The sequence below is a fragment of the Pectobacterium cacticida genome, from assembly GCF_036885195.1.
Lineage (GTDB): Bacteria > Pseudomonadota > Gammaproteobacteria > Enterobacterales > Enterobacteriaceae > Pectobacterium > Pectobacterium cacticida.
This window is the reverse complement of sequence record NZ_CP133656.1, coordinates 1,508,356-1,529,621: the sequence shown is the minus strand read 5'-3', so window position 1 is coordinate 1,529,621 and position 21,266 is coordinate 1,508,356. Positions and strand designations below refer to the sequence as shown.

General features: G+C 50.0%; 19 protein-coding genes. 10 read left to right on the top strand and 9 right to left on the bottom strand.

Going from position 1 to position 21,266, the window contains the following annotated elements; genetic code table 11:
• Positions 1-140: 140 nt before the first annotated feature.
• Together deoC and deoR are read left to right on the top strand one after the other, a co-directional pair.
• Positions 141-824 (top strand): deoxyribose-phosphate aldolase, encoded by a 684-nt coding sequence (deoC, locus tag RFN81_RS07295; RefSeq protein ID WP_264498448.1) that lies wholly within the window; start codon positions 141-143, stop codon positions 822-824.
• A 15-nt stretch (positions 825-839) separates the two neighbouring features.
• Positions 840-1,613, top strand: coding sequence for a DNA-binding transcriptional repressor DeoR (gene deoR, locus RFN81_RS07290; RefSeq protein WP_264498447.1), 774 nt, complete (start codon positions 840-842; stop codon positions 1,611-1,613).
• On the opposite strand, the gene RFN81_RS07285 is transcribed toward deoR, so the two are convergent.
• Positions 1,610-2,818, bottom strand: a complete 1,209-nt coding sequence (locus RFN81_RS07285; protein WP_264498446.1) for a serine hydrolase — start codon at positions 2,816-2,818, stop codon at positions 1,610-1,612. The genes deoR and RFN81_RS07285 overlap by 4 nt on opposite strands.
• A 320-nt stretch (positions 2,819-3,138) precedes the next feature.
• Positions 3,139-3,984, bottom strand: coding sequence for a MetQ/NlpA family ABC transporter substrate-binding protein (locus RFN81_RS07280; RefSeq protein ID WP_264498445.1), 846 nt, complete (start codon positions 3,982-3,984; stop codon positions 3,139-3,141).
• A 146-nt stretch (positions 3,985-4,130) separates the two neighbouring features.
• Here RFN81_RS07280 and RFN81_RS07275 point away from each other — a divergent pair, with 146 nt between their 5' ends.
• Complete coding sequence (locus tag RFN81_RS07275) at positions 4,131-4,748, top strand: glutathione S-transferase family protein (protein WP_264498444.1); 618 nt, start codon at positions 4,131-4,133, stop codon at positions 4,746-4,748.
• Between the two features lie 31 nt (positions 4,749-4,779).
• Here the strand turns inward: RFN81_RS07275 and RFN81_RS07270 are convergent, their stop codons facing one another.
• A complete protein-coding gene (locus RFN81_RS07270) occupies positions 4,780-5,946 on the bottom strand; it encodes a PQQ-dependent sugar dehydrogenase (RefSeq protein ID WP_319800193.1) in 1,167 nt (388 codons plus the stop codon).
• A 220-nt stretch (positions 5,947-6,166) separates the two neighbouring features.
• Between RFN81_RS07270 and rimO the strand changes: the two genes are divergently transcribed.
• Positions 6,167-7,480 carry a 30S ribosomal protein S12 methylthiotransferase RimO gene (gene rimO, locus RFN81_RS07265; RefSeq protein WP_264498442.1) on the top strand — a complete coding sequence of 438 codons (1,314 nt, stop codon included), beginning with the start codon at positions 6,167-6,169 and terminating at the stop codon, positions 7,478-7,480.
• A 179-nt stretch (positions 7,481-7,659) separates the two neighbouring features.
• Entirely contained in the window at positions 7,660-8,439 is a 780-nt protein-coding gene (gene sanA / locus RFN81_RS07260) for an outer membrane permeability protein SanA (RefSeq protein WP_264498441.1), read from the top strand.
• Positions 8,440-8,446: 7 nt separating this feature from the next.
• Here the strand turns inward: sanA and yeiB are convergent, their stop codons facing one another.
• Together yeiB and folE are read right to left on the bottom strand one after the other, a co-directional pair.
• Positions 8,447-9,622, bottom strand: a complete 1,176-nt coding sequence (yeiB, locus tag RFN81_RS07255) for a DUF418 domain-containing protein YeiB (RefSeq protein ID WP_264498440.1) — start codon at positions 9,620-9,622, stop codon at positions 8,447-8,449.
• A 38-nt stretch (positions 9,623-9,660) separates the two neighbouring features.
• On the bottom strand, positions 9,661-10,323 hold the full coding sequence (gene folE / locus RFN81_RS07250) for a GTP cyclohydrolase I FolE (protein WP_264498439.1): 663 nt from the start codon (positions 10,321-10,323) through the stop codon (positions 9,661-9,663).
• Positions 10,324-10,545: 222 nt separating this feature from the next.
• On the opposite strand from folE, the gene ptrR reads away from it, so the two are divergent.
• The 3 genes from ptrR (at position 10,546) to RFN81_RS07235 (ending at position 12,870) form a co-directional block, all read left to right on the top strand.
• Positions 10,546-11,412 carry a putrescine utilization regulator PtrR gene (gene ptrR, locus RFN81_RS07245; RefSeq protein WP_264498438.1) on the top strand — a complete coding sequence of 289 codons (867 nt, stop codon included), beginning with the start codon at positions 10,546-10,548 and terminating at the stop codon, positions 11,410-11,412.
• A 171-nt stretch (positions 11,413-11,583) separates the two neighbouring features.
• Positions 11,584-12,426: an S-formylglutathione hydrolase gene (fghA, locus tag RFN81_RS07240; RefSeq protein ID WP_264498437.1), complete on the top strand. Its 843-nt coding sequence runs from the start codon at positions 11,584-11,586 to the stop codon at positions 12,424-12,426.
• Positions 12,427-12,657: 231 nt separating this feature from the next.
• On the top strand, positions 12,658-12,870 hold the full coding sequence (locus tag RFN81_RS07235) for a KTSC domain-containing protein (RefSeq protein WP_264498436.1): 213 nt from the start codon (positions 12,658-12,660) through the stop codon (positions 12,868-12,870).
• 450 nt (positions 12,871-13,320) lie between these two features.
• Here RFN81_RS07235 and RFN81_RS07230 read toward each other — a convergent pair whose 3' ends face one another.
• From RFN81_RS07230 to yieE, 3 genes are all read right to left on the bottom strand, one after another.
• Positions 13,321-14,310, bottom strand: coding sequence for a 2-hydroxyacid dehydrogenase (locus RFN81_RS07230; RefSeq protein WP_264498435.1), 990 nt, complete (start codon positions 14,308-14,310; stop codon positions 13,321-13,323).
• Positions 14,311-14,887: 577 nt separating this feature from the next.
• On the bottom strand, positions 14,888-16,363 hold the full coding sequence (locus tag RFN81_RS07225; protein WP_264498434.1) for an amino acid permease: 1,476 nt from the start codon (positions 16,361-16,363) through the stop codon (positions 14,888-14,890).
• Between the two features lie 135 nt (positions 16,364-16,498).
• The gene (gene yieE, locus RFN81_RS07220; RefSeq protein ID WP_264498433.1) at positions 16,499-17,371 is read right to left on the bottom strand and encodes a DNA-binding transcriptional regulator YeiE; all 873 of its coding nucleotides are present in this window, start codon (positions 17,369-17,371) and stop codon (positions 16,499-16,501) included.
• A 115-nt stretch (positions 17,372-17,486) separates the two neighbouring features.
• Between yieE and RFN81_RS07215 the strand changes: the two genes are divergently transcribed.
• Entirely contained in the window at positions 17,487-18,563 is a 1,077-nt protein-coding gene (locus RFN81_RS07215; protein ID WP_264498432.1) for a YeiH family protein, read from the top strand.
• A 75-nt stretch (positions 18,564-18,638) separates the two neighbouring features.
• Positions 18,639-19,484, top strand: a complete 846-nt coding sequence (gene nfo / locus RFN81_RS07210) for a deoxyribonuclease IV (RefSeq protein WP_264498431.1) — start codon at positions 18,639-18,641, stop codon at positions 19,482-19,484.
• A gap of 82 nt (positions 19,485-19,566) precedes the next feature.
• On the opposite strand, the gene fruA is transcribed toward nfo, so the two are convergent.
• Positions 19,567-21,255 (bottom strand): PTS fructose transporter subunit IIBC, encoded by a 1,689-nt coding sequence (gene fruA / locus RFN81_RS07205; RefSeq protein WP_264498430.1) that lies wholly within the window; start codon positions 21,253-21,255, stop codon positions 19,567-19,569.
• Between the last annotated feature and the right edge of the window lie 11 nt (positions 21,256-21,266).

The window sequence follows — 21,266 nt, the reverse complement described above, 5'->3', positions numbered from 1 at the left end:
CTGCACGCAAATTCCATCGAATCTATTATTTGTTGCATCGTTAACATTAAATGTCTTTTTTGTTATTTAAATGACTGTAAAGGTACGCGATGTCATAATCACGACAGCAAATTATTTGCCAATATGACTGAGGGTTTATCATGGTTGACTACGCACGCTATATCGATCACACACTACTAACTGCGGATGCGACGGAACAGCAAATCATAAAACTCTGTGATGAGGCGCTAGCGCACCATTTTTATGCCGTTTGTGTCAATTCAGGCTACATTCCCTTAGTTGTTGAAAAACTAAAAGGTTCAGGCGTACAGGCATGTTCCGTCATCGGTTTCCCTCTCGGGGCCGGCCTAACTGCCAGCAAGGCTTTTGAAGCCAAAGCAGCTATTGATGCCGGCGCTCAGGAAATCGACATGGTAATTAATGTTGGCTGGCTGAAAAGTGGCAATATCGCGGCGGTTAAAGCCGATATTCAGGCGGTGCAGGCGGTTTGCGCCGCAATTCCGTTGAAAGTAATATTGGAAACGAGTTTGCTAAATGCTGCGCAAATCGTGCAAGTGTGTGAACTGTGCCGCCAGTTAGACGTCTCCTTTGTCAAAACGTCGACAGGTTTCAGCACGGGTGGCGCTCGCGAGGAGGACGTTAGGCTGATGCGTAACATCGTCGGCGATAGAATAGGCGTAAAAGCCTCTGGTGCTATTCGCGATCGCCAGACGGCACAACGCATGATCGACGCGGGAGCGACACGCATCGGAACCCGTTCCGGCGTGGCTATCGTGTCAGGTGAATTGCCGCTGCAAAAAAGCACCAACAACAACGATCGCTGACCGACTGAGAATGTGATGGAAACACGGCGTAATAAACGAATTAGCAGGTTAATTCAGGCGTTAAAGAAAACCGACAAGCTCCATCTGAAAGACGCCGCAAAGCTGCTCGGCGTGTCCGAGATGACCGTGCGTCGCGATCTCAATGCCGATACCACCGATGTAATGTTGCTCGGTGGCTATGTGGTAAGCGATCTGAAAAACAAGGGGACGACAAACTATTTTGTCTCCGACCAGCAAACCAAACACGTTAAGGAAAAGCAGACAATCGGCACCGCCGCCGCCTTTCTAGTTGACGCTAACGATACCGTTTTTTTTGACTGTGGCACCACAATTCCTTTTATCATTGATGCCATTCCTGATGATTTACCTTTTACCGCGATTTGCTATTCCCTGAATACTTTTTTGACGCTGCAGGAAAAAACCGCATGTACCGTCATTTTGTGCGGCGGGCAATATCATCCCGATAACGCGATTTTTACCCCGCTCAACCGACATGGCGAGTTGGAAAACATCTGTCCGAATAAAGCATTTATCTCTGCGGCGGGCATCGACCTTGCCGTTGGCGCAACCTGCTTTAACTTTGCCGAACTCGCTATGAAGCAACGTGCAATAGCCACGGCACAGAGAAACGTCATCGTTGTAGACCATAGCAAATTTGGCCAGATTCAGCGCGCCTGCATCGGTCCACTAACACAGTTTGATACAGTGATTTCCGACTGCGATCCCGACAAAGCGTATCTACGCTACTTTGCCAGTAATCATATTCAGTTTATCCATGCAGGAAATTAACTAAATAACCCGCCGAACCATTGCTGTACCTTCATCACCACCGTATCCCAGAGGCGGCTAAAGAAACCAGCCTGTGGAATATCATCCATTGCGACCAACTGCCGCTGCGCTATGCTTTTTCCATTGAGTTGAAAGTCGATGATACCCACAACCTGATTCTTGGTGAGCGGCGCGGAAAGGTACGGCTGATTCAGCGTAAAACTCGCTTTCAAATTCTTCATTTGCCCCTTCGGGATGGTCAACGCCGCATCCTGTGCGACGCCAAGCCGAACCTCTTTTTCGCTACCAAACCAGATGCGCTGAGTAGTAAGCGGCGTGTCTGACTTGATGGGCGTTACCGTTTCAAAAAAGCGGAAGCCCCATGTCAGCAATTTCTCACTTTCACGAAAGCGGATGGCGTCCGTTTTGGCCCCCAACACCACAGAAATCAGCCGCATATCACCTTCCGTTGCCGAAGCGACCAGATTATGCCCCGCGCCACTGGTATGGCCCGTTTTTACACCATCCACGTTCAGGTTGGTGCTCCATAACAGACGATTGCGGTTAGGCTGACGGATATTGTTGAAAGTGAATTCTTTTTCTTTGTGCAGTGCATATTCATCCGGCACATCGCGAATGAGCGCCTGCGCAAGTCGTGCCATATCGCGGGCAGTACTGTACTGACCAGGCGCATCAAGACCATGTACCGTAAGAAAGTGTGTATTGGTTAAATTTAACGCTTTAGCGTAATTATTCATCAGACTAATAAACGCATCCTGACTGCCCGCGATATAATCAGCCAAAGCGATACTGGCATCATTACCAGACTGAATAACAATGCCTTTATTTAACTCGGAGACAGGAATACGATCGCCCGGTTTGAGAAACATCAGTGATGAGCCACGCAGCGTAGGATTACCTGTAGCCCAGGCATCTTTTCCTACCGTCACGACATCCGTTGGGCTAATTTTGCCCGATTTTATCGCCTGACCAATGACATAACTCGCCATAATTTTAGTCAGGCTGGCAGGGTCAAGGCGATCATCAGCATGACTCTCCGCCAACACCTTGCCGCTGTTATAATCCATCAGGATAAACGCGTTAGCATCTATTTGTGGTGCTACAGGCAATAAGGGTTCTGCATAAGTGAAGGGCACCAACCCTGCAAGTAATATCGCGCCTACAGAGCAATACGTGAATTTGATCAGGAAGGAAGTCTTTTTCATCGGGCCGCCACAATATCCATCAATCATTAAAATTTATTGATTTTCAATATGTTTTGAAAAATTTAGTTATATAAAGGTAACGCGTCATCTGAGAGATGAAAACCGTTTCTTCTGTAAAGATAGTCAAAGATTTGGCTGCTCCCCGCCCTGAAGGACGGGGATTCCCGGAGGTATTCTGATGAAAAATACTAAAAACGCTGATAAAAAAGTGTCTTAGCAAAAATGAACTACATTGGAAAATTCAGATATTATGCTTGATGACAAAGAACAAGCCGGTAATTGACCGGCTGATAGTAGATAACTGGAAGATAATAAAAAGTCTATTGTGCTGTCGCTGGCATTTTTGCCCTCATCCATTCTGGTTTTTGGAACTGACTATACATTAGTGACGGATCGTCAATCACAGCCGCATACGCCGGTGATTGCACAATTGCTTTTATCTCTTGCACAAAAGGTTTATCGAGATCGTCGGTACGGACGGCAATAACATTCTTCAAGTTCTCGTCTAATGTTTCCAACTTAATCGCCGATGACAGTTTCATACCGGATGCCAGGGCGAAATTCCCATTCACCAGCGCGGCTGTCACGCTATCCAGCGTACGTGGCAATTGCGCGGCTTCTAAGGGTTTGAACACTAACCCGCGGGGGTTAGTAAGAATATCTTTCTCCGACGCCTTGGTTGGATCGATATCGGGTTTAATCGTCACTAGCCCTAATGATTGTAGGAAACGCAAACCTCGCGCCAGGTTAGTGGCATCATTAGAGAGTGTGACAATGTCTCCTTTTTTCAGTTCGTCCAGCGATTTGATTTTCTTCGAATAGAAGCCCATGCTGGCCGTCGGCACAGTAATCAGCGGTGAAATGCTTAACCCTTTATCTTCGGCAAATTTTTCCAGATATAACGTATGCTGGAAAAGGTTAGCATCAATACTACCGTTAGCCAGCGCCAGGTTAGGCTGAACGTAATCACTGAATTCGCGTACGACAACTTTATAGCCTTTTTTCACTAGCTCGGGCTTAATGGCTAAATTGACCATGTCACCATAAGGCCCAGGCGCTACGCCAAAGGTGATCGTTTGCGGACCGCTACTGGCTACCGCCAATTGCATGCCAGCGGTAAATAATGTGATGCCCAGTAAGGCACCAACAGAACGTATCAGTTTCATTTTGTCACATTCCCGTAAAATATAGCTTGCTGTTAATATTTAATATTAAGAATGGCGCGGTAAATCATAAAGACGAAAAAGGCATATCATTATTTCCATAAACTGTCGCAGAATACCGGACAAGTTTCACAGAGAGAGAGGCAAGCATGATAACGATTTGGGGCCGTAGTAGCTCGACTAACGTAAAGAAAGTTTTGTGGTGTGCGGAGGAACTGGCGCTGCCCTATCAACAAATTCCCGCTGGAGGGCAATTTGGTCTTAATCATGAGGCCGAGTACCTGGCGATGAACCCGAATGGCCTGATCCCCTGTTTACGCGACGACAATGTGGTGTTGTGGGAATCCAACACTATTGTGCGTTACCTCGCCGCACAGTATGGACAAAATTCACTGTATATCCCCGATGCCGCTAAACGTGCAAACGCCGAAAAGTGGATGGATTGGGCCATCACTCTCGCCGCCGCTTTCGGCCCTGTGTTCATTAATATGGTGCGCATCGCCCCGGAAAAACGCGACATGGCGCTGGTCCACAAGAACCGTATCGAATGTGAACGGTTATTAGACATTGTCGATACCGTTCTGGCCGATCAGCCATGGTTATCCGGTGAACAATTCGGTATTGGCGATATTCCACTAGGCTGCATTGCTTATGGCTGGCTGAATATGCCGATTGAACAGCATTCTCATCCTAATTTGGAACGCTGGTATCAGCAGCTCACCGAGCGGCCTGCCTATCAGAAACACGTGATGATTCCACTGTCATAAGTCAATCAGGCACCTTTCGGTGCCTGTCTTTTCACTCCAGCCCGACTTTCAGCAACTTGCCATTATCATGATCGGTCAGCAAGTAGAGGTAGCCGTCAGGCCCCAGCCTTACTTCACGGATTCGTTCTCCGCGATCGTCCAGCAAGCGCTCTTGTGACACAACGTTGTCACCTTCCAGCGTCAGACGAATCAGGTTTTTCTCAGCCAACGCACCGATGAAGAGCGAATTTTTCCACTGCGGAAAGCGATCGCTGTTATAAAAGGCCATGCCGCTGATGCCCGGTGATTTCTCCCAATAGAAATCGGGATTTACCATGCCAGCGACCTCTTTACCCTGTGATTCAGGGATCTTTAACCCGGAATAGTTAATGCCATGCGTTGCCAACGGCCAGCCATAATTTTCACCCGCTTGTGGGATGTTGATTTCATCGCCGCCTTTTGGTCCATGCTCATGTTCCCACAGCGCGCCAGACCAGGGGTTAATCACCAATCCCTGCGGATTACGATGACCGTAGGACCAGATTTCCGGCCGTGCGCCGGGGGTATTTATGAAGGGATTATCGGGCGGCACCTGGCCCTCGGCGGTCAGGCGCACAATTTTGCCCTGTAATTTATCCAGATCCTGTGCGCTCGGGCGCACATTATTTTCACCCAGCGCGATAAACAGGAATCCTTGACGATCAAAAGCCAACTTACCGCCGAAGTGGTTACCCGTCGACAATTTCGGTTCCTGACGGAAGAAAACCGTGAAATTCTCTAAACGCTGGTTGTCTTCGGAGAGTTTTCCGTAGCCGACAGCGGTTCCCGCTTTTCCATCGCTACCCTCTTCGGCGAAACTCAGGTAGATACGCCGATTCTGTGCAAAATCGGGCGATAACGCGACCTCCAGCAATCCCCCCTGAGATTTAGCGAAGACCTTCGGTACTCCGGCAATCGGCGCAGATAGCGCGCTGCCCGCTTTCCATAGACGCAAATTCCCGACGCGTTCTGTAATCAGAATGCCCTGATTATCCGGTAAAAACGCTAATGACCACGGGTGATCCAGTTTATCTTGTAATTCTGTCACCTTCGGTTCAGCAGCGAATAATGAGCAGGAAAACAGCAGCGTCATACTAAGCAGTAACCCATAAAGAACAGTAGAAAATCGTCGAAATAAGGCATATGAAACTGCATTGCGAGGCATCGGGGAATAGAACATAACGTTGTCTCCATCCAACAAAAGTCCTATAAATTTAGGCGGCAGGCGGTGTTTGTACAAAAAAACGCAACGAGGTTTACATTTATTGAAGAAACCCGCTGTAGAACCGCATCGCCACGGCGCTAAAATGCGACGTTTCACGCCACTGACTATAAGGATAATCACCAATGGTGTAGAATCCTCCGGTTTTTATTTTCTGTTTATCTTGTGAGCAAATAATATGCAACACTCCCGTATTGGCTTTGTTTCCCTCGGCTGCCCGAAAAATCTCGTCGACTCCGAGAGAATCTTGACCGAACTGCGTACTGAAGGCTATCAGGTTGTCCCTCGTTATGATGATGCTGAACTGGTGATCGTCAATACCTGCGGTTTTATTGACAGCGCGGTTCAAGAGTCGCTGGAAGCCATCGGCGAAGCGCTGAATGAGAACGGAAAAGTTATCGTAACGGGCTGTTTGGGCGCCAAAGAAAACCAAATCCGCGAAGTTCACCCCAAGGTTCTGGAAATTACCGGGCCGCACAGCTACGAGCAAGTGCTAGCGCACGTACATCGGTATGTCCCAAAGCCGGTACATAATCCCTTTACGAGTTTAGTTCCCGCACAAGGCGTGAAACTGACACCGCGGCATTACGCCTATCTGAAAATTTCAGAAGGCTGTAACCATCGCTGTACGTTTTGCATCATCCCTTCCATGCGCGGCGATCTTGATAGTCGGCCAATCGGCTCGGTGCTGGATGAAGCGAAACGTTTGGTTGATGCTGGCGTTAAAGAGCTGCTGGTAATCTCACAAGATACATCCGCATATGGCGCCGATGTGAAGCAGCGTATCGGTTTCTGGAATGGTCAACCGGTCAAGACCAGCATGGTAAGCCTGTGTGAACAATTAGCGTCGCTGGGGGTGTGGGTTCGCCTGCACTATGTCTACCCTTACCCGCATGTTGACGACGTGATTCCGCTCATGGCGGAAGGCAAAATCCTGCCTTATCTGGACATTCCTCTCCAGCACGCCAGCCCAAAAATTCTTAAACTGATGAAGCGCCCAGGCGCGGTAGACAAAACGCTGGAACGCATTAAACGCTGGCGTGAAATTTGCCCAGAATTGACGCTACGCTCGACCTTTATTGTCGGCTTTCCCGGCGAGACAGAAGACGATTTTCAGATGCTGCTCGACTTCCTGAAGGAGGCTAAACTTGACCGCGTTGGCTGTTTCAAATTCAGTCCGGTTGAGGGCGCAGCGGCTAACGCATTACCCGATCAGGTGCCGGAAGACGTTAAAGAAACGCGTTTTCACCGCTTTATGCAACTTCAGCAAGCCATCTCTGCCCAACGATTACAGGATAAAATTGGCCGTAACCTGCTTGTGCTGATCGATGAAGTTGATGGAGAAGGAGCCATTGGCCGCAGTATGGCGGATGCGCCAGAGATAGACGGCACGGTTTATCTGAACGGTGAGACGGGGGTGAGCGTCGGTGATATCGTCAACGTAAAAATTGAATACGCAGACGAGTATGATCTTTGGGGGAGCCGGATTTAACCCTCTCATACGCCAGTTTTTTGCCCAAAAGACTGGCGCTTCGTTTCAGGTTTCTTTGGCCCAACCGCAGAAAAATCAAGCAATACCCCCACCGCGCTTCGCCTGTGCCTTGCGTCCCCTTCTCAGGTAAAGTAGCCTTGAGGCACGGTAACTTAACTCGCCATATTCGAGACATAAGCATGTGGAAACGCCTGACATTTGGTTTGTTAGCCCTTATTAGCGTGCCGCTATTCACTGCTTTTGCCTTTGATCGTTGGATCAGTTGGGAGACCGCGCCGTTTATTTATGATGACATCCAGACCTTACCGAAACGCCAGGTCGGCGTCGTATTAGGCACCGCGAAATACTACCGAACCGGCGTCATCAATCAATATTATCGCTTCCGTATGCAGGGGGCGCTCAACGCCTATAACAGCGGTAAAGTGAGTTATTTGTTGCTCAGTGGTGACAACGCACTACAAAGTTACAACGAACCGATGACCATGCGGCGCGATTTAATCGCTGCGGGCGTTTCCCCTTCCGATATCGTGCTTGACTATGCCGGGTTTCGCACGCTGGATTCGATTGTCAGAACACGTAAAGTGTTTGATACCAACGATTTCACCATCATCACCCAACGCTTTCATTGTGAACGTGCTCTATTCATTGCATTGCATCTTGGCATTCAGGCGCAATGTTATGCCGTACCTTCGCCCAAAGACATGATGACCGTGCGAATACGTGAATTTGGCGCACGTCTGGGTGCCCTGTTCGATCTCTATATCCTTAAACGAGAGCCGCGCTTTTTAGGGCCGTTGGTGCCGATCCCTGCGGAGCACACCATCCCAGAGGGAACTCCCGATTATCCGGCTGTCCTGCCAAAGCAGGCACTGTCCCTGCCAGTCCATCAGGCAAAACCCAATCGGGCAGCAAAAGCTGAGACGCCATCCGAAGCACACGATATACACGCCACGCCGTAGCGTATTTCTACGCCGATTTCCCTAGCGCGTCGGTCAGCCTGCGCCATAGCCATTCTAACGGCCCCTGGTGGAAAGCACGCAGCCAATAATGGGACACGATCAGATTGACGATCCATATGGCAGGAACCAGCGCCAGCAGTTGCAGGCGATCGAACACCATAAATAGGCCAAGTTGGTTAAACAGGAACACGCAAATCAGCGTTTGCAGTAAATAGTTGCTTAGCGCCATACGGCCAACATCTGTAATCCAGCTCGCGATGCGCCAGCGGCTCAACGTTGGCCAAAAGCCATAGCACAGCGCCAGATAACCTATCGCCTGTAGCGGTGAACTCAGCTCGCGAGGGATCTGTAATAACAGCCCACTCCAGCGATATTCCCACCCCACTAGCCACTGCCCTGCCACACCAATGCTGTTAATCGCCATACCGAGGGGAATTAGCCATAACGCCACCTTACGGTAGTGTGCCGTGCTGCATTCGCCTTTCAACCAGCCGCTACGCATCAAACCGGCGCCGAAGAGCATTGACCCCGCCAGCAACCAACCATACTGCACACCCAGCGACAATAAACTGTCCGTCAACAAATCGAGTCGATTCTCCCAGGCTGCTGGCCCTCCTAGCGCCCGCCAATTCGCTTCATCAGCTATATCCGCGATATCAGGCAACCAAAATCGCCCCGGTTGTAGGCTAAGGATCTGGCTTAATACGAACAACACGCCAATTCCAACCAGATACAGAAGTCCGCCCATCCGCATAAGCACATGGCTACTGTCCGCCTGGCGAATCATACCCGCGCACACTAGACCAATTACTGCATAATCGAGCAAGATGTCGCCATCCCATAGGAAAATAGCGTGAATGAACCCGATGATCATCAACCAGAACAGCCGCGCTCGTAACCAACGCGTCCCTCGCGGCAGCAAAAGCTGCAACCCTGCGCCGAAAAGAAGCGCAAACAGCGTCAAAAATTTTGCCTGTGCCAGCAGATCCATCACTGCCCAGGTTACGGCATCCGAGAGTGTGGGCGCACCTTGCCATGCAGGGTTCAAGTATGCCGCATGGGGCAAACCAAATGCCGTAATATTCAGCAGTAGAATGCCTAAAATAGCGGCGCCACGCGCAAAATCCAGCGTGGCGATCCGCGCAGATGGAGGCGGTGATGAGAGCGAATGAGGAGAAGACATATCGGTTACATTGTCAAATCATCGCTGGTTAGCGAGGTTCAATGGGGGTGGCGTACGGCACGTAAGAATTCCTGACGCGTATTCTGGCTGGATTTAAACAAGCCGCCGAGCGATGTCGTCGTTGTGGCGCTGGTTGCATCCCGAATACCGCGAGCCTTCACGCAATAATGCACCGCATCAATCGACACGGCGACGTTGTTCGTCCCTAACAGCGTTTGCAGCGCGACCAGAATTTGCTGCGTTAAGCGTTCCTGTACCTGAGGACGCTGTGAGAAAAATTGGACGATTCTGTTGATTTTCGACAATCCGATGACGCCATCTTTTGGAATATAGGCCACGGTCGCTTTACCATCGATCGTCACGAAATGGTGCTCACAGGTGCTGGTTAGCGTGATATCGCGCACGGTAACCATTTCATCCACCTTCATTTTGTTCTCAATGATGGTGATTTTGGGAAAATTGGCATAGTCCAGGCCGGAGAATATCTCATCTACGTACATTTTAGCGATACGCACGGGCGTTTCGGCCAGACTGTCATCACCCAGATCGAGGCTTAACAGATTCATAATTTCCGTCATATGCTCGGCGATCCGCTGCTTACGCGTATCCCGATCCAATAACGCGCCGCGCAACGGCGTTTCCAAGCCGCGTGCCAACAGTGCTTCATGCACCATAACGGCTTCTTTACTTAGTGATGACATTATTTTTCTCCTGCAGGTGTAACTCTACTATTGCACGGTCATGCTCTGGCCAAACCCTAGCGCCGCCAACACTCTAGTTGAGACGGTCACGATTATCCAGCGATTGTATATTGCTATCTGCACCTCTGGGCAAGGTTGGCCACTTGCGAAAGATCGGACACGCGGCTACAATTCACGAAAAATGAATAAGAACACAATAGTTATTCACAAAAAGAGCAATTTATGGATTTGACTCAACTGCGCATGTTTTGTCTCGTTGCCGAAACCGGTTCAGTGGCACGCGCCGCAGAGCAACTTCATCGTGTGCCGTCAAATCTCACCACGCGGTTACGCCAGTTAGAACAGGAGCTAGGGTCAGACCTGTTTATCCGCGAGAAACAACGTCTGCGTTTATCGCCGATTGGCCACAATTTTCTATGCTATGCCCAACGTATTCTGGCACTCAGCGAGGAAGCCATCGGCATGATGCACACCGGCGAACCTGCGGGCAATTTCGCGTTAGGCGCAATAGAAAGTACGGCCGCAACCCGGTTGCCTGCGCTATTAGGGGATTATCATCAACGCTACCCGACTGTCTCGCTGTCTCTCACGACTGGGACATCCTTAGACATTATCGAGCGCGTGCGCGCAGGCACGCTCGCAGCCGCATTCGTTAACGGTCCTGCTGTCTACGATGAACTGAATGGCTGTGCCTGTTTTACGGAGCGACTGGTGCTGATATCCGATCCCAGATTTGCGCCGATTCGCTACGCACAAGATGCCAGCCACCAGACCTTATTTGCCTTTGGCCCTGGAAGTGCTTATCGAAAGCGCATTGAAAACTGGTTTCACCAAAGTGGCGTAGTACCAGACAACGTTGTTGAAATACCGTCGTATCATGCCATGCTTGCCAGTGTCGCCTGCGGTGCCGGCATTGCGGTGTTGCCCTATGCCGTCCTTGCATCATTGCCTGCGGGCGCACGCGTTCAGGTTCACGAATTACCCGCCGATATCGCGGACGTCACCACATGGCTCGTCTGGCGGCGTGGCGCTTTCGGCCCTAATGTTGAGGCGCTTAAGAAATTGATTATTGAACAAACGTCCCTGTAAGTTTGAAGTAGGTATTTTTGACAAGTAATGACTTGCCATCGGCAATGACTCTGCACCGATGGCAAAACAAGATCAACACGACATGCAAATTAAGGTACGGGGGCAACCTCTTATCCTGAATACTTTTCGGCTAATGCCCATTCTCATGAATTAACAGGAGCCTGTAACGCGATGAACTCACCATTGGAACTATTGGAAGAACACCGTATGTTTGGCGGCTGGCAACAACGCTACCGTCATCGATCTGAAACGCTAAACAGCACCATGACATTTAGCATTTATCTGCCGCCGACACAGAATGATACGCCGCCGCCCGTACTTTACTGGCTGTCAGGGTTAACCTGTAACGACGAGAATTTTACCACTAAGGCCGGCGCCCAACGCGTGGCTGCCGAACTGGGTCTGGTACTGGTGATGCCGGACACCAGTCCTCGCGGCGAGGGCGTTGCCGACGATGATGCGTATGATTTGGGACAGGGTGCCGGGTTTTATGTCAATGCCACGCAAGCCCCTTGGGCAGCACACTACCAGATGTATGACTATATCAACACCGAATTACCCAATCTGATCAAGCAGCATTTCAAGGTGAACCATCGTCAATCCATCAGTGGTCATTCAATGGGCGGGCATGGTGCGCTGATGTTGGCATTGCGTAATCCTGAGCACTACCTGTCTGCATCGGCGTTTGCTCCCATTGTTAACCCGAGCCAGGTGCCGTGGGGACGTAAGGCATTTACCGCCTATCTTGGCGAAGATGAAACACAGTGGTTGCAATACGACAGTTGCCACTTACTGACCACGAGCCAGAAGACATTGCCTATACTGATCGATCAGGGTGATGGCGATCAGTTCCTGCCCGACCAGTTGCAACCGGCAAAATTAGAAGCGCTGGCTAAACAGCATGCGTGGCCACTTACGCTACGGATACAATCTGGCTATGACCATAGCTACTTCTTCATTGCCAGTTTTATCGAAGATCATCTGCGCTTCCACGCCCGGTATTTATTTGAATGATGTCGGTAGCGCGTGCAGTATCGCGCTCTTTACCTGGGGGTGAGACGCTGATATGAGCAACCACTCGGCAAACGGTGACAAGTCAGGCATTCTGTGAGCGTTTACTAATTACTCTCGGCCATATAAGGATATTCTGCTGTTTTATATCAAGACATAACACAATCTGGCGAGCAGGCCGGAAAAGTGGTATATCGTCAGGAAGCGATATTAACGTGTTGGGAGTAATACATTTTGCAGAGAAAACGCGTTTCATCAACAGAGTTGTATGCCGTGGGATATGATGCCGAGAAAAGTCAGTTAGAGGTCGAATTGCTTAATGGAAGCATCTATCTTTATAGCGGCGTTGCGCGCATGATTTATGAAGAGCTGATGGCCAGTGCGACGAAGTACCGCTACTACACCCGCTTTATCAAGAACTCATTCCCTTGCGAGAAAACCCAATAAAGTAGAGGCGGAGACAACGCTCCGCCTCTTCCTTCTGGCAATTGGCGGCAACACCAGAAAAGAGAAACCGTTGGCAGGGCTAACCGGTACGCGAACGGTCATTATGTGCATGCTGGTACACTCTCCGGACGCCATTGGCGCAAGGTATGATGTTTACGACAGCGCTAGGCGCTGAACTATTCCATCTTATTTATTATTTACTTTCGTTATCATTAATAGATGAAGCGTGCCGTTCATAATGACAAGTAAAATAAGAATAATCACAGAAAATAACGTTTTTTCATCGACCTCATTCATGCTTGAAATCACATTCATTTTCCGTAGACGGTGAACAAATAACCGTCAGCGAAAGAATTTCTGCGATAATGCGTTCGATTTTCATCATTAATTAAAAAATTGATGAATAGCCTATTTTCTCTGCCGGGCTACCCGCCCAAATCAATTTACCTTCTATTTATAGCCATTTCTCTGAGCGTACTCATCAATATTTTCAATCGTTTTTTCCATCAGTAATTGCAGTGATGAGGCGGAAGTCCAGGCGATATGCGGCGTAATCAGAAGATTCGGCAGGGTTTTCGCGGCGATCATTAAGGGGTTATCTTTTTGGGGAGGTTCTTCGGTTAGGCAGTCTAGCGCGGCACCGGCAATAACACGCTGGCGTAGAGCCGTCGCCAACGCACTTTCATCGATCAGCCCGCCTCTGGCGGTGTTGATAATAAACGCGGTGGGCTTACACAACGCAAGCGTTTCTGCATTAATCAAATGCCGCGTGCTCGCATTGAGAGGGCAATTGAGGGAGATAACATCAGCTAAACGTAACACTTCCTCAAAGGGCAGATAGCCTGTTCGACACTGCACAATGCCGCGGTGCTCGGCGAAAATTACCTTCATACCCAGCGCCTGAGCCAAACGTGCGACTTCCTGCCCAATGGTTCCTGCACCAATGACACCCAGTGTTGAACCTGCAATATCTTTTACAGGGTGATCAAAATAGCTAAATTGTGACTGACTAGCCCAGCGGTCGCCCAATTGATCGCGATACCACGCCATTAAACTATGCTTTAGCGCGAAAATCATGGCTATCACATGCTCTGATACGGCCTGCGTTGAATAACCCGGTACATTCTTGACCGTGATGCCTCGCTCCTGCGCCGCGTCAAGATCGATATTATCAGTCCCTGTTGCTGCAACAGCGATCAACTTGAGTGCAGGCAATGCCGCCAGAGTGTCTCGTGTTAAAAGCGCCTTATTAGTGATGATAACATCGGTATCTTGCGCTCGGGAGATCACTTGTTCAGGAGCGGTATAGCTGTACTCGATCCATTCATGGCGGCACTGTGGGCGCCTAAAGCTGGTTTTTTTCATAAAAATGGTTTCTGGCAATGAGCCTTTGTCCAAAAAAGTAATCTTTAACATCATCGTGCCCTGGTTGCTATTCATACACTGATTTCCGATTATAGACATTACGGTTCCGCAGTCGGAAATCACGACAGGTATTCTCATACAAAAATAATGAATAAATTCTCTGTATGACACAAGACAACGAACGTATTAATAACGTTACACTTCCTGCCTCATCGGAAATCCATCACTCCGTAACGTGAAGCGTAGTCAGCATTAAGGCAATTAACAATACCTAATATAATTAATATCGACGATCGGTATTACCAACGTTGATATTAAGAAATATCACAAAAAAAATAAGTTTATCTAGCTTCTATATTGGCTAATGAAAAGTACCGAATATGTCAGGGCCGTCGTTAGCCCCTATCCACTTGAGCGACTTTACTTGCCATTTTGGTCTTGAGCAGTGCTCGAAATCCTCACCAACTCCGTTAGGCTCCGGTTTCTGCGCGGTCCGCGACCAAACTGACTGCGCCAAGTAGAGCGACCAGGATAGGCTCGACCTCCATCGGCGGAAGGGTACGCCCGATCGTTAAGCGGCGTTTATCACCAAATCCACATAAAAAAAGGGCGACACCCGCCAGGGAGTCGCCCGTTAACCTTGCGTTTGCGGTTAGTCTTGGTGATCTGGGAATGTCATCTCTTGATACTTGATGAAGCGCGTTCCACGATACAGCTTATAGCCGAACCAAATCAGCAGGAATAACGGAATGCCGATGTACGTCGCCGTCACGCCGTACCAGTCGATTTTATCTTCCAGAAACGCTTGATAATTCTGCCCCAGCGTGATGATAAGGCAAAGTACAAACGCGAAGATTGGCCCCAGCGGGAAGAAACTCGATTGATAAGGCAGGCGGCTCAGGTCATGGCCTTGCATGACATAACCACGACGGAAACGGTAATGGCTGATGGCGATCCCCAACCAGGCGATAAAACCTGTCATACCAGAGGTATTCAGTAGCCACAGGTAAACCGTTTGGTTGCCATATAAAGAAGAAAGAAAACACAGTGCCGCCACCACGGTAGTGGCATACAACGCATTACGTGGCACGCCGCCTTTTGACAGCTTGGCGAAAATACGCGGCGCTTTGCCTTCTGCTGCCAGCGTAAACAGCATGCGCGTAGAAGCATACATTCCCGAATTGCCCGCCGACAGCACTGCCGTCAGAATGACGGCATTCATGACCGCCGCGGCAGACAGTAGGCCCGCGTTTTCAAACACCAGCGTGAATGGGCTTACCGTAATATCTTTAACATCGTTACGCAGCAGGTTGGGATCGGTATAAGGAATGATTAAACTAATAATCAGAATCGCGAAGATATAAAACAGCAAAATACGCCAGAAAATCTGACGAATAGCGCGGGGAATGTTTTTCCCTGGATCTTGGGATTCACCCGCCGCGACACCAATCAGTTCGGTTCCTTGAAAAGAGAAACCGACGATCATGGCGACCCCAATCATCGCAGAAAAGCCCCCGGCAAACGGCGCATCGCCAATTTCCCAATTATGAAAACCCGCATTATCCGCGCCGCTCATGATACCCGTGATCATCATCACGCCAACGACAATAAAAATAATCACCGTCGTCACTTTAATCAGTGAGAACCAGTATTCAGCTTCGCCAAAACCTTTCACTGAAATATAGTTAAGCAGGAACATTAGCGCTAAAAACAGCGCGCTCCAAACCCAACCGGAAACGTCAGGGAACCAATATCCCATCACCAATTGCGCGGCGACAAGATCTACTGCAATAGTCACTGCCCAGTTGTACCAATAGTTCCAACCCAACGCGAAGCCGAAACCTTCATCCACATAGCGGGAGCCGTAGGTTGAAAATGACCCAGACACCGGCATAAACGCCGCCAGTTCGCCCAGGCTTGTCATGAGAAAATAGACCATCAGCCCAATCAAGGCATAAGACAGAAGCGCCCCTCCGGGGCCAGCCTGTGAGACTGTCGCACCGGACGCGACAAATAAGCCGGTGCCAATCGATCCGCCAATGGCGATCATGGTTAAATGCCGTGCTTTGAGTTCACGGCGTAGGGTCGGTGTGCCCTGATGGGTTGGTTGAATATCGTGCTGAGCCATGGTTATCCTGCGTGCTCGTGCTAAAAATCGAGGCCGGATTGTAGCAAATCGCATGGTAGCGAATAATTAAGATCGTCGAATTATAAGAGAGCTTAATAACTCACGCCCTATCATTAGCAGCAGGAAATCTTTTCGCTATGGCATTTCACAGCAATAACTCAGGAAACGCCTTAACACATTGGAAAGATGCTTCTGTCGATGGTGTACCAGATACAGCGTCCTTGTAAGTTTAGGCAATGGCACCTTCAGTTCTACCAGCGAACCTGACGATAGTTGTTCCGCAATCACATGCCGTGACAGACAACTGATACCAATTCCGTGGCGCACGGCATGCTTAATCGCTTCCGAGTTACCCAGTTCCATAATCAGATGAAAATGTGATAAATGCGTCAATAGCAGATGATCCAGCACTTCGCGCGTCCCTGAACCTGGTTCACGCAGGATCCAATGCGCATCCGCCAACGCCGCTAATGATACAGTACCTCGGCTAAGGGGATGTTCGGGAGAACAGAAAACGACGAGTTCATCTTCCAACCACGGTTGCGTAACCAAATCAGGGTGGTGACAAGGCCCTTCAATCAAGCCCACGTCAACACTGAATTCAGACACTCGAGCGATCACATTTCTCGTATTACCGACATGTAACTCTAGAGGAATATCGGGATAATCATAGCGAAAACGGGCAATCATCGCAGGCAATAGGTAGTTACCTATCGTACTACTGGCATAAATTCGCAGTGCGCCGTTATCTTTCTGAAAGAGTCGCTCAATTTCTGCCGACTGTTCAAGCAGCGCCAAAGCTTTGGGATATAACAGGCGGCCATGTTCATTCACCACCAAACGTTTGCCCACACGATCAAAGAGTTGAACACCTAACTGCCCTTCTAGATCCGCCAGTGCGGCACTGACAGCTGACTGAGACAGGGAAAGCACTACGGAGGCCTGTGTCGTTGAACCACTTTTAAGAACTTCGGCAAAGACTTCCAATTGACGTAATGTGATATGCATAGTGCGCTCTTTATCTGAAATACCTATAGGTTATAAATATATAATCAATTTCTCTTTTAATCCCGCGGATTATAAGCTTGCGCCTTATTCGGTACTCACAGAATAGGTGCCCACTATGGCTCTTCTTACCGCATTACGTGTGCTGGTCGTGCCCGATAAAACGAAAGCACGTTTACCTGGTCTGTTACTCGTAAGTTTAATCACTTTCTCACTTCTCTGGCTGGCAAAGATTCCTAAAATCACCCAATGGGGACTCGGCTCACTGACATTAGCGATCCTGGTAGGAATCGTATTGGGAAATAGCGTTTATGCGCGTATTCATCCTTTATGCGATCCCGGTGTGCAGTGGGCCAAACAATATTTACTGCGTTGGGGAATCATACTTTATGGATTTCGACTTAGCTTTCAGCAGGTTGCTTCCATCGGCTTTCTCGGTATCGCCGTCGATCTTACCCTTCTCGTATTGACGTTTTTACTCGCCTGTTGGGTCGGTAAGCGCTGGCTACAACTCGGCACCGACACGGTGATCCTTATCGGGGCAGGCAATAGCATCTGCGGTGCGGCAGCCATAATGGCAACCGCTCCGGTTGCCAAAGCCTCTGGGGACGCTATTGCCGTCGCCGTTTCAACCGTGGTGATCTTTGGCACGGCATCGATGTTTCTCTCGCCATGGCTCTATTATCTCAATATCCAACATCATTGGATTGAGGTAACACCGCAGATCATTGGCCTGTATTTGGGCTCAACAATCCATGAAGTTGCGCAGGTCGTTGCGGCGGGACATGCAATTAATGAGGTGACAGAAAATATCGCCGTGGTCAGCAAACTGCTGCGCGTCATGATGCTGGCCCCTTTTCTCCTCATTCTCGGGTTCTTTCTAAGAAGGACGGCACACCGACATGATGCAGCCCCTGCCGTTCCACTGATATTCCCGTGGTTTGCATTGGGATTTATTGTCGTCGCGGCCTTTAATTCTTTATCGCTGCTTCCTCCAACGCTGGTCGCACACTTCGTTCAACTTGATAACATGCTATTAATGATAGCGATGCTTGCTCTGGGTCTGACTACCCGATTTAACGCCATCCGCCAGGCAGGAACCAAGCCGCTGGTGTTGGCGCTGATTCTATTCATCTGGTTGGCGATCGGGGGAGCCGGTATTAACCTGTTCTTCGCACACTTATTCGGCTATTGATGAATGATTTACCGCTAATGCCTCATTCATCTATACGACGATGGCATAATGCCGGCGTTATTGGAGGAGAAAAACATGAAATATATTGGGGCACATGTGAGCGCCGCAGGTGGTGTGGATCAGGCTGTGATACGCGCGCACGAGCTACAGGCAACGGCCTTCGCTTTATTTACCAAAAATCAGCGCCAATGGCAGGCCGCGCCCCTGAGCGCCGACGTTATCGACCGTTTTAAAGCCGCCTGTGAACAGTATGCCTATACGCCGGCACAGATTTTGCCTCATGATAGTTACCTGATTAACCTCGGCCACCCGGACAACACGGCCTTGGAAAAATCCCGCCGTGCATTTATTGATGAACTGTTCCGCTGCCAGCAACTCGGCCTGAGTTTGCTCAATTTCCATCCTGGTAGCCACCTAAAACAGATAGCGGAAACGGACTGCCTGGCGCGTATCGCTGAATCTATCAATATCGCGCTGGCGGAGACGGAAGGCGTCACCGCGGTGATTGAAAATACGGCAGGGCAAGGCAGTAATCTGGGTTTCCGTTTTGAACATCTGGCCGCCATCATTGAAGGCGTGCATGATAAAAGCCGCGTCGGTGTCTGTATCGACACCTGTCATGCCTTCGCTGGCGGCTACGATCTGCGCACAGAAGCGGCTTGCGAAGCGACCTTCGCTGAGTTCGATCGTATTGTTGGGTTTCGCTATCTACGCGGAATGCATTTGAATGATGCAAAAAGCCTGTTTGCCAGTCGTGTTGATCGACACCACAGTTTGGGGGAAGGAAATATCGGCAAAACCGCGTTTAGCTACATTATGAAAGACGCCCGTTTTGACGGTATCCCAATGATTCTTGAAACCATCAATCCCGCTATCTGGGCCAACGAAATCGCCTGGCTCAAGTCCGAAGCAGCGTGTTGATTAGCCGCGCTAGATATCAAAGGGCCAGTCGATATTAACCGCCTGGCCCTTCCTCTACAGATTTAAATCCATGCAATAACGCTTATGCGATGGTCACCTGTTGGTCATCAGGGCGCTTTAGCAACGCGTAAAGCACGCCAGCCACTGCGGTTCCCGCCACGATCGCTAGCAAATATCCGATAACCGGTGTAATCGCGCCGGGGATCAATAGCACAAACAAACCGCCGTGCGGCGCCATTAATTTAGCCCCTATCGCCATAGACAGCGCACCGGTCAGTGCCCCACCGATAATGCAGCATGGCAAAACGCGCATAGGGTCGCGTGCGGCGTAAGGGATCGCGCCTTCGGAAATAAAGCACAGCCCCAAAATAAGTGCAGCCTTACCGCCTTCACGCTCTGTCGGATTGAATTTCTTGCTTGCTAGCAGGGTTGCCAGTCCCATCGCCAACGGAGGCACCATGCCGGCCGCCATGACCGCCGCCATCGGCGCGTAAATCTGGCTGCTGAGTAAGGTCGTGCCAAAGACATAAGCCACCTTGTTGAGCGGCCCGCCCATGTCAGTACACATCATACCGCCCAGTACCGCCCCCAGGATCACCGCATTTGCCGTGCCCATGGATTGCAACCAATCAGTCAGACCAGCCAAAATCTTTGCCACTGGCGCGCCTACGGCATAGATCATGATAAGCCCCATGATCAGCGTCGCCAGCAATGGAATGATCAGAATAGGCTTCAGAGCAGACATACTCTGCGGTAAGTGAATATGATTATTGATCGCCCTGGCGATATAACCCGCAAGGAACCCGGCGATGATCCCCCCAAGGAAACCCGCCCCCATCCCGACAGCTAACACACCTCCCACTAACCCTGGCGCCAGTCCAGGACGGTCAGCTATGGAGAAAGCGATATAGCCCGCCAGAAGCGGTACGATCAACGTAAATGCGGCATCCCCGACCATCTTAAGCGCCGCCGCCAAGGTTCCCGGTTCTTTAAAGGCTTCAATGCCAAACATGAATGACAGTGCGATGCACAGACCACCGGCGACCACGGCCGGCAACATGTAAGAAACCCCCGTCAACAGGTGACGATAAGGGCCCGCTCCACTTCTTTGCCCCGACTCATCAGCCCCTGACGCACTGGATTGCGCGGCGGGTTGATACACTTTCGCTTCTGCAACCGCTTTATCGAGTTCCTGCGCTGTCTTCTTCAACGCTAATCCCGTCGAGGTACGATACATCTTCTTGCCAGCAAACTTCGCCAGATCGACTTCGATGTCCGCAGCGACTATGACCAAATCGGCCTGCTCGACTTCTTCAGGCGTAATCGGATTGCCCGCCCCAACGGAACCGCGCGTTTCTACCTTTACCCACCAGCCGCGTTTTTTTGCCTCGCTTTCGATCGCTTCTGCCGCCATAAATGTGTGTGCGACGCCGGTCGGACATGCCGTTACAGCGACAACTCGTTTGCCCGTAGCCGCTGGCTGAACGGAAGCTGACGCGATAGACTGATACGTCGTTGCTTCAGCCTGTGCTTTAGCTAAAAAGGCTTCCGGCTGAGAAGCAGCCAGCGCTACATCGCCCACGTAAACCCGTTTGCCATTGAGTGCAGCATCCGCTCCGGCGGATGCGCCGAGCACAATCGCCAATTCGGCTTCGTCAGCGTGTTCGGTAAATGTCACCCCTGCTTTGGCAGCGGCGGCACTGAGTAACGTCTTCACCAGGTGGCTTCTCGCCAGCCCCAGTGATTTATCCACAATCAGCAGCGTTTTCATTGTTTATCTCC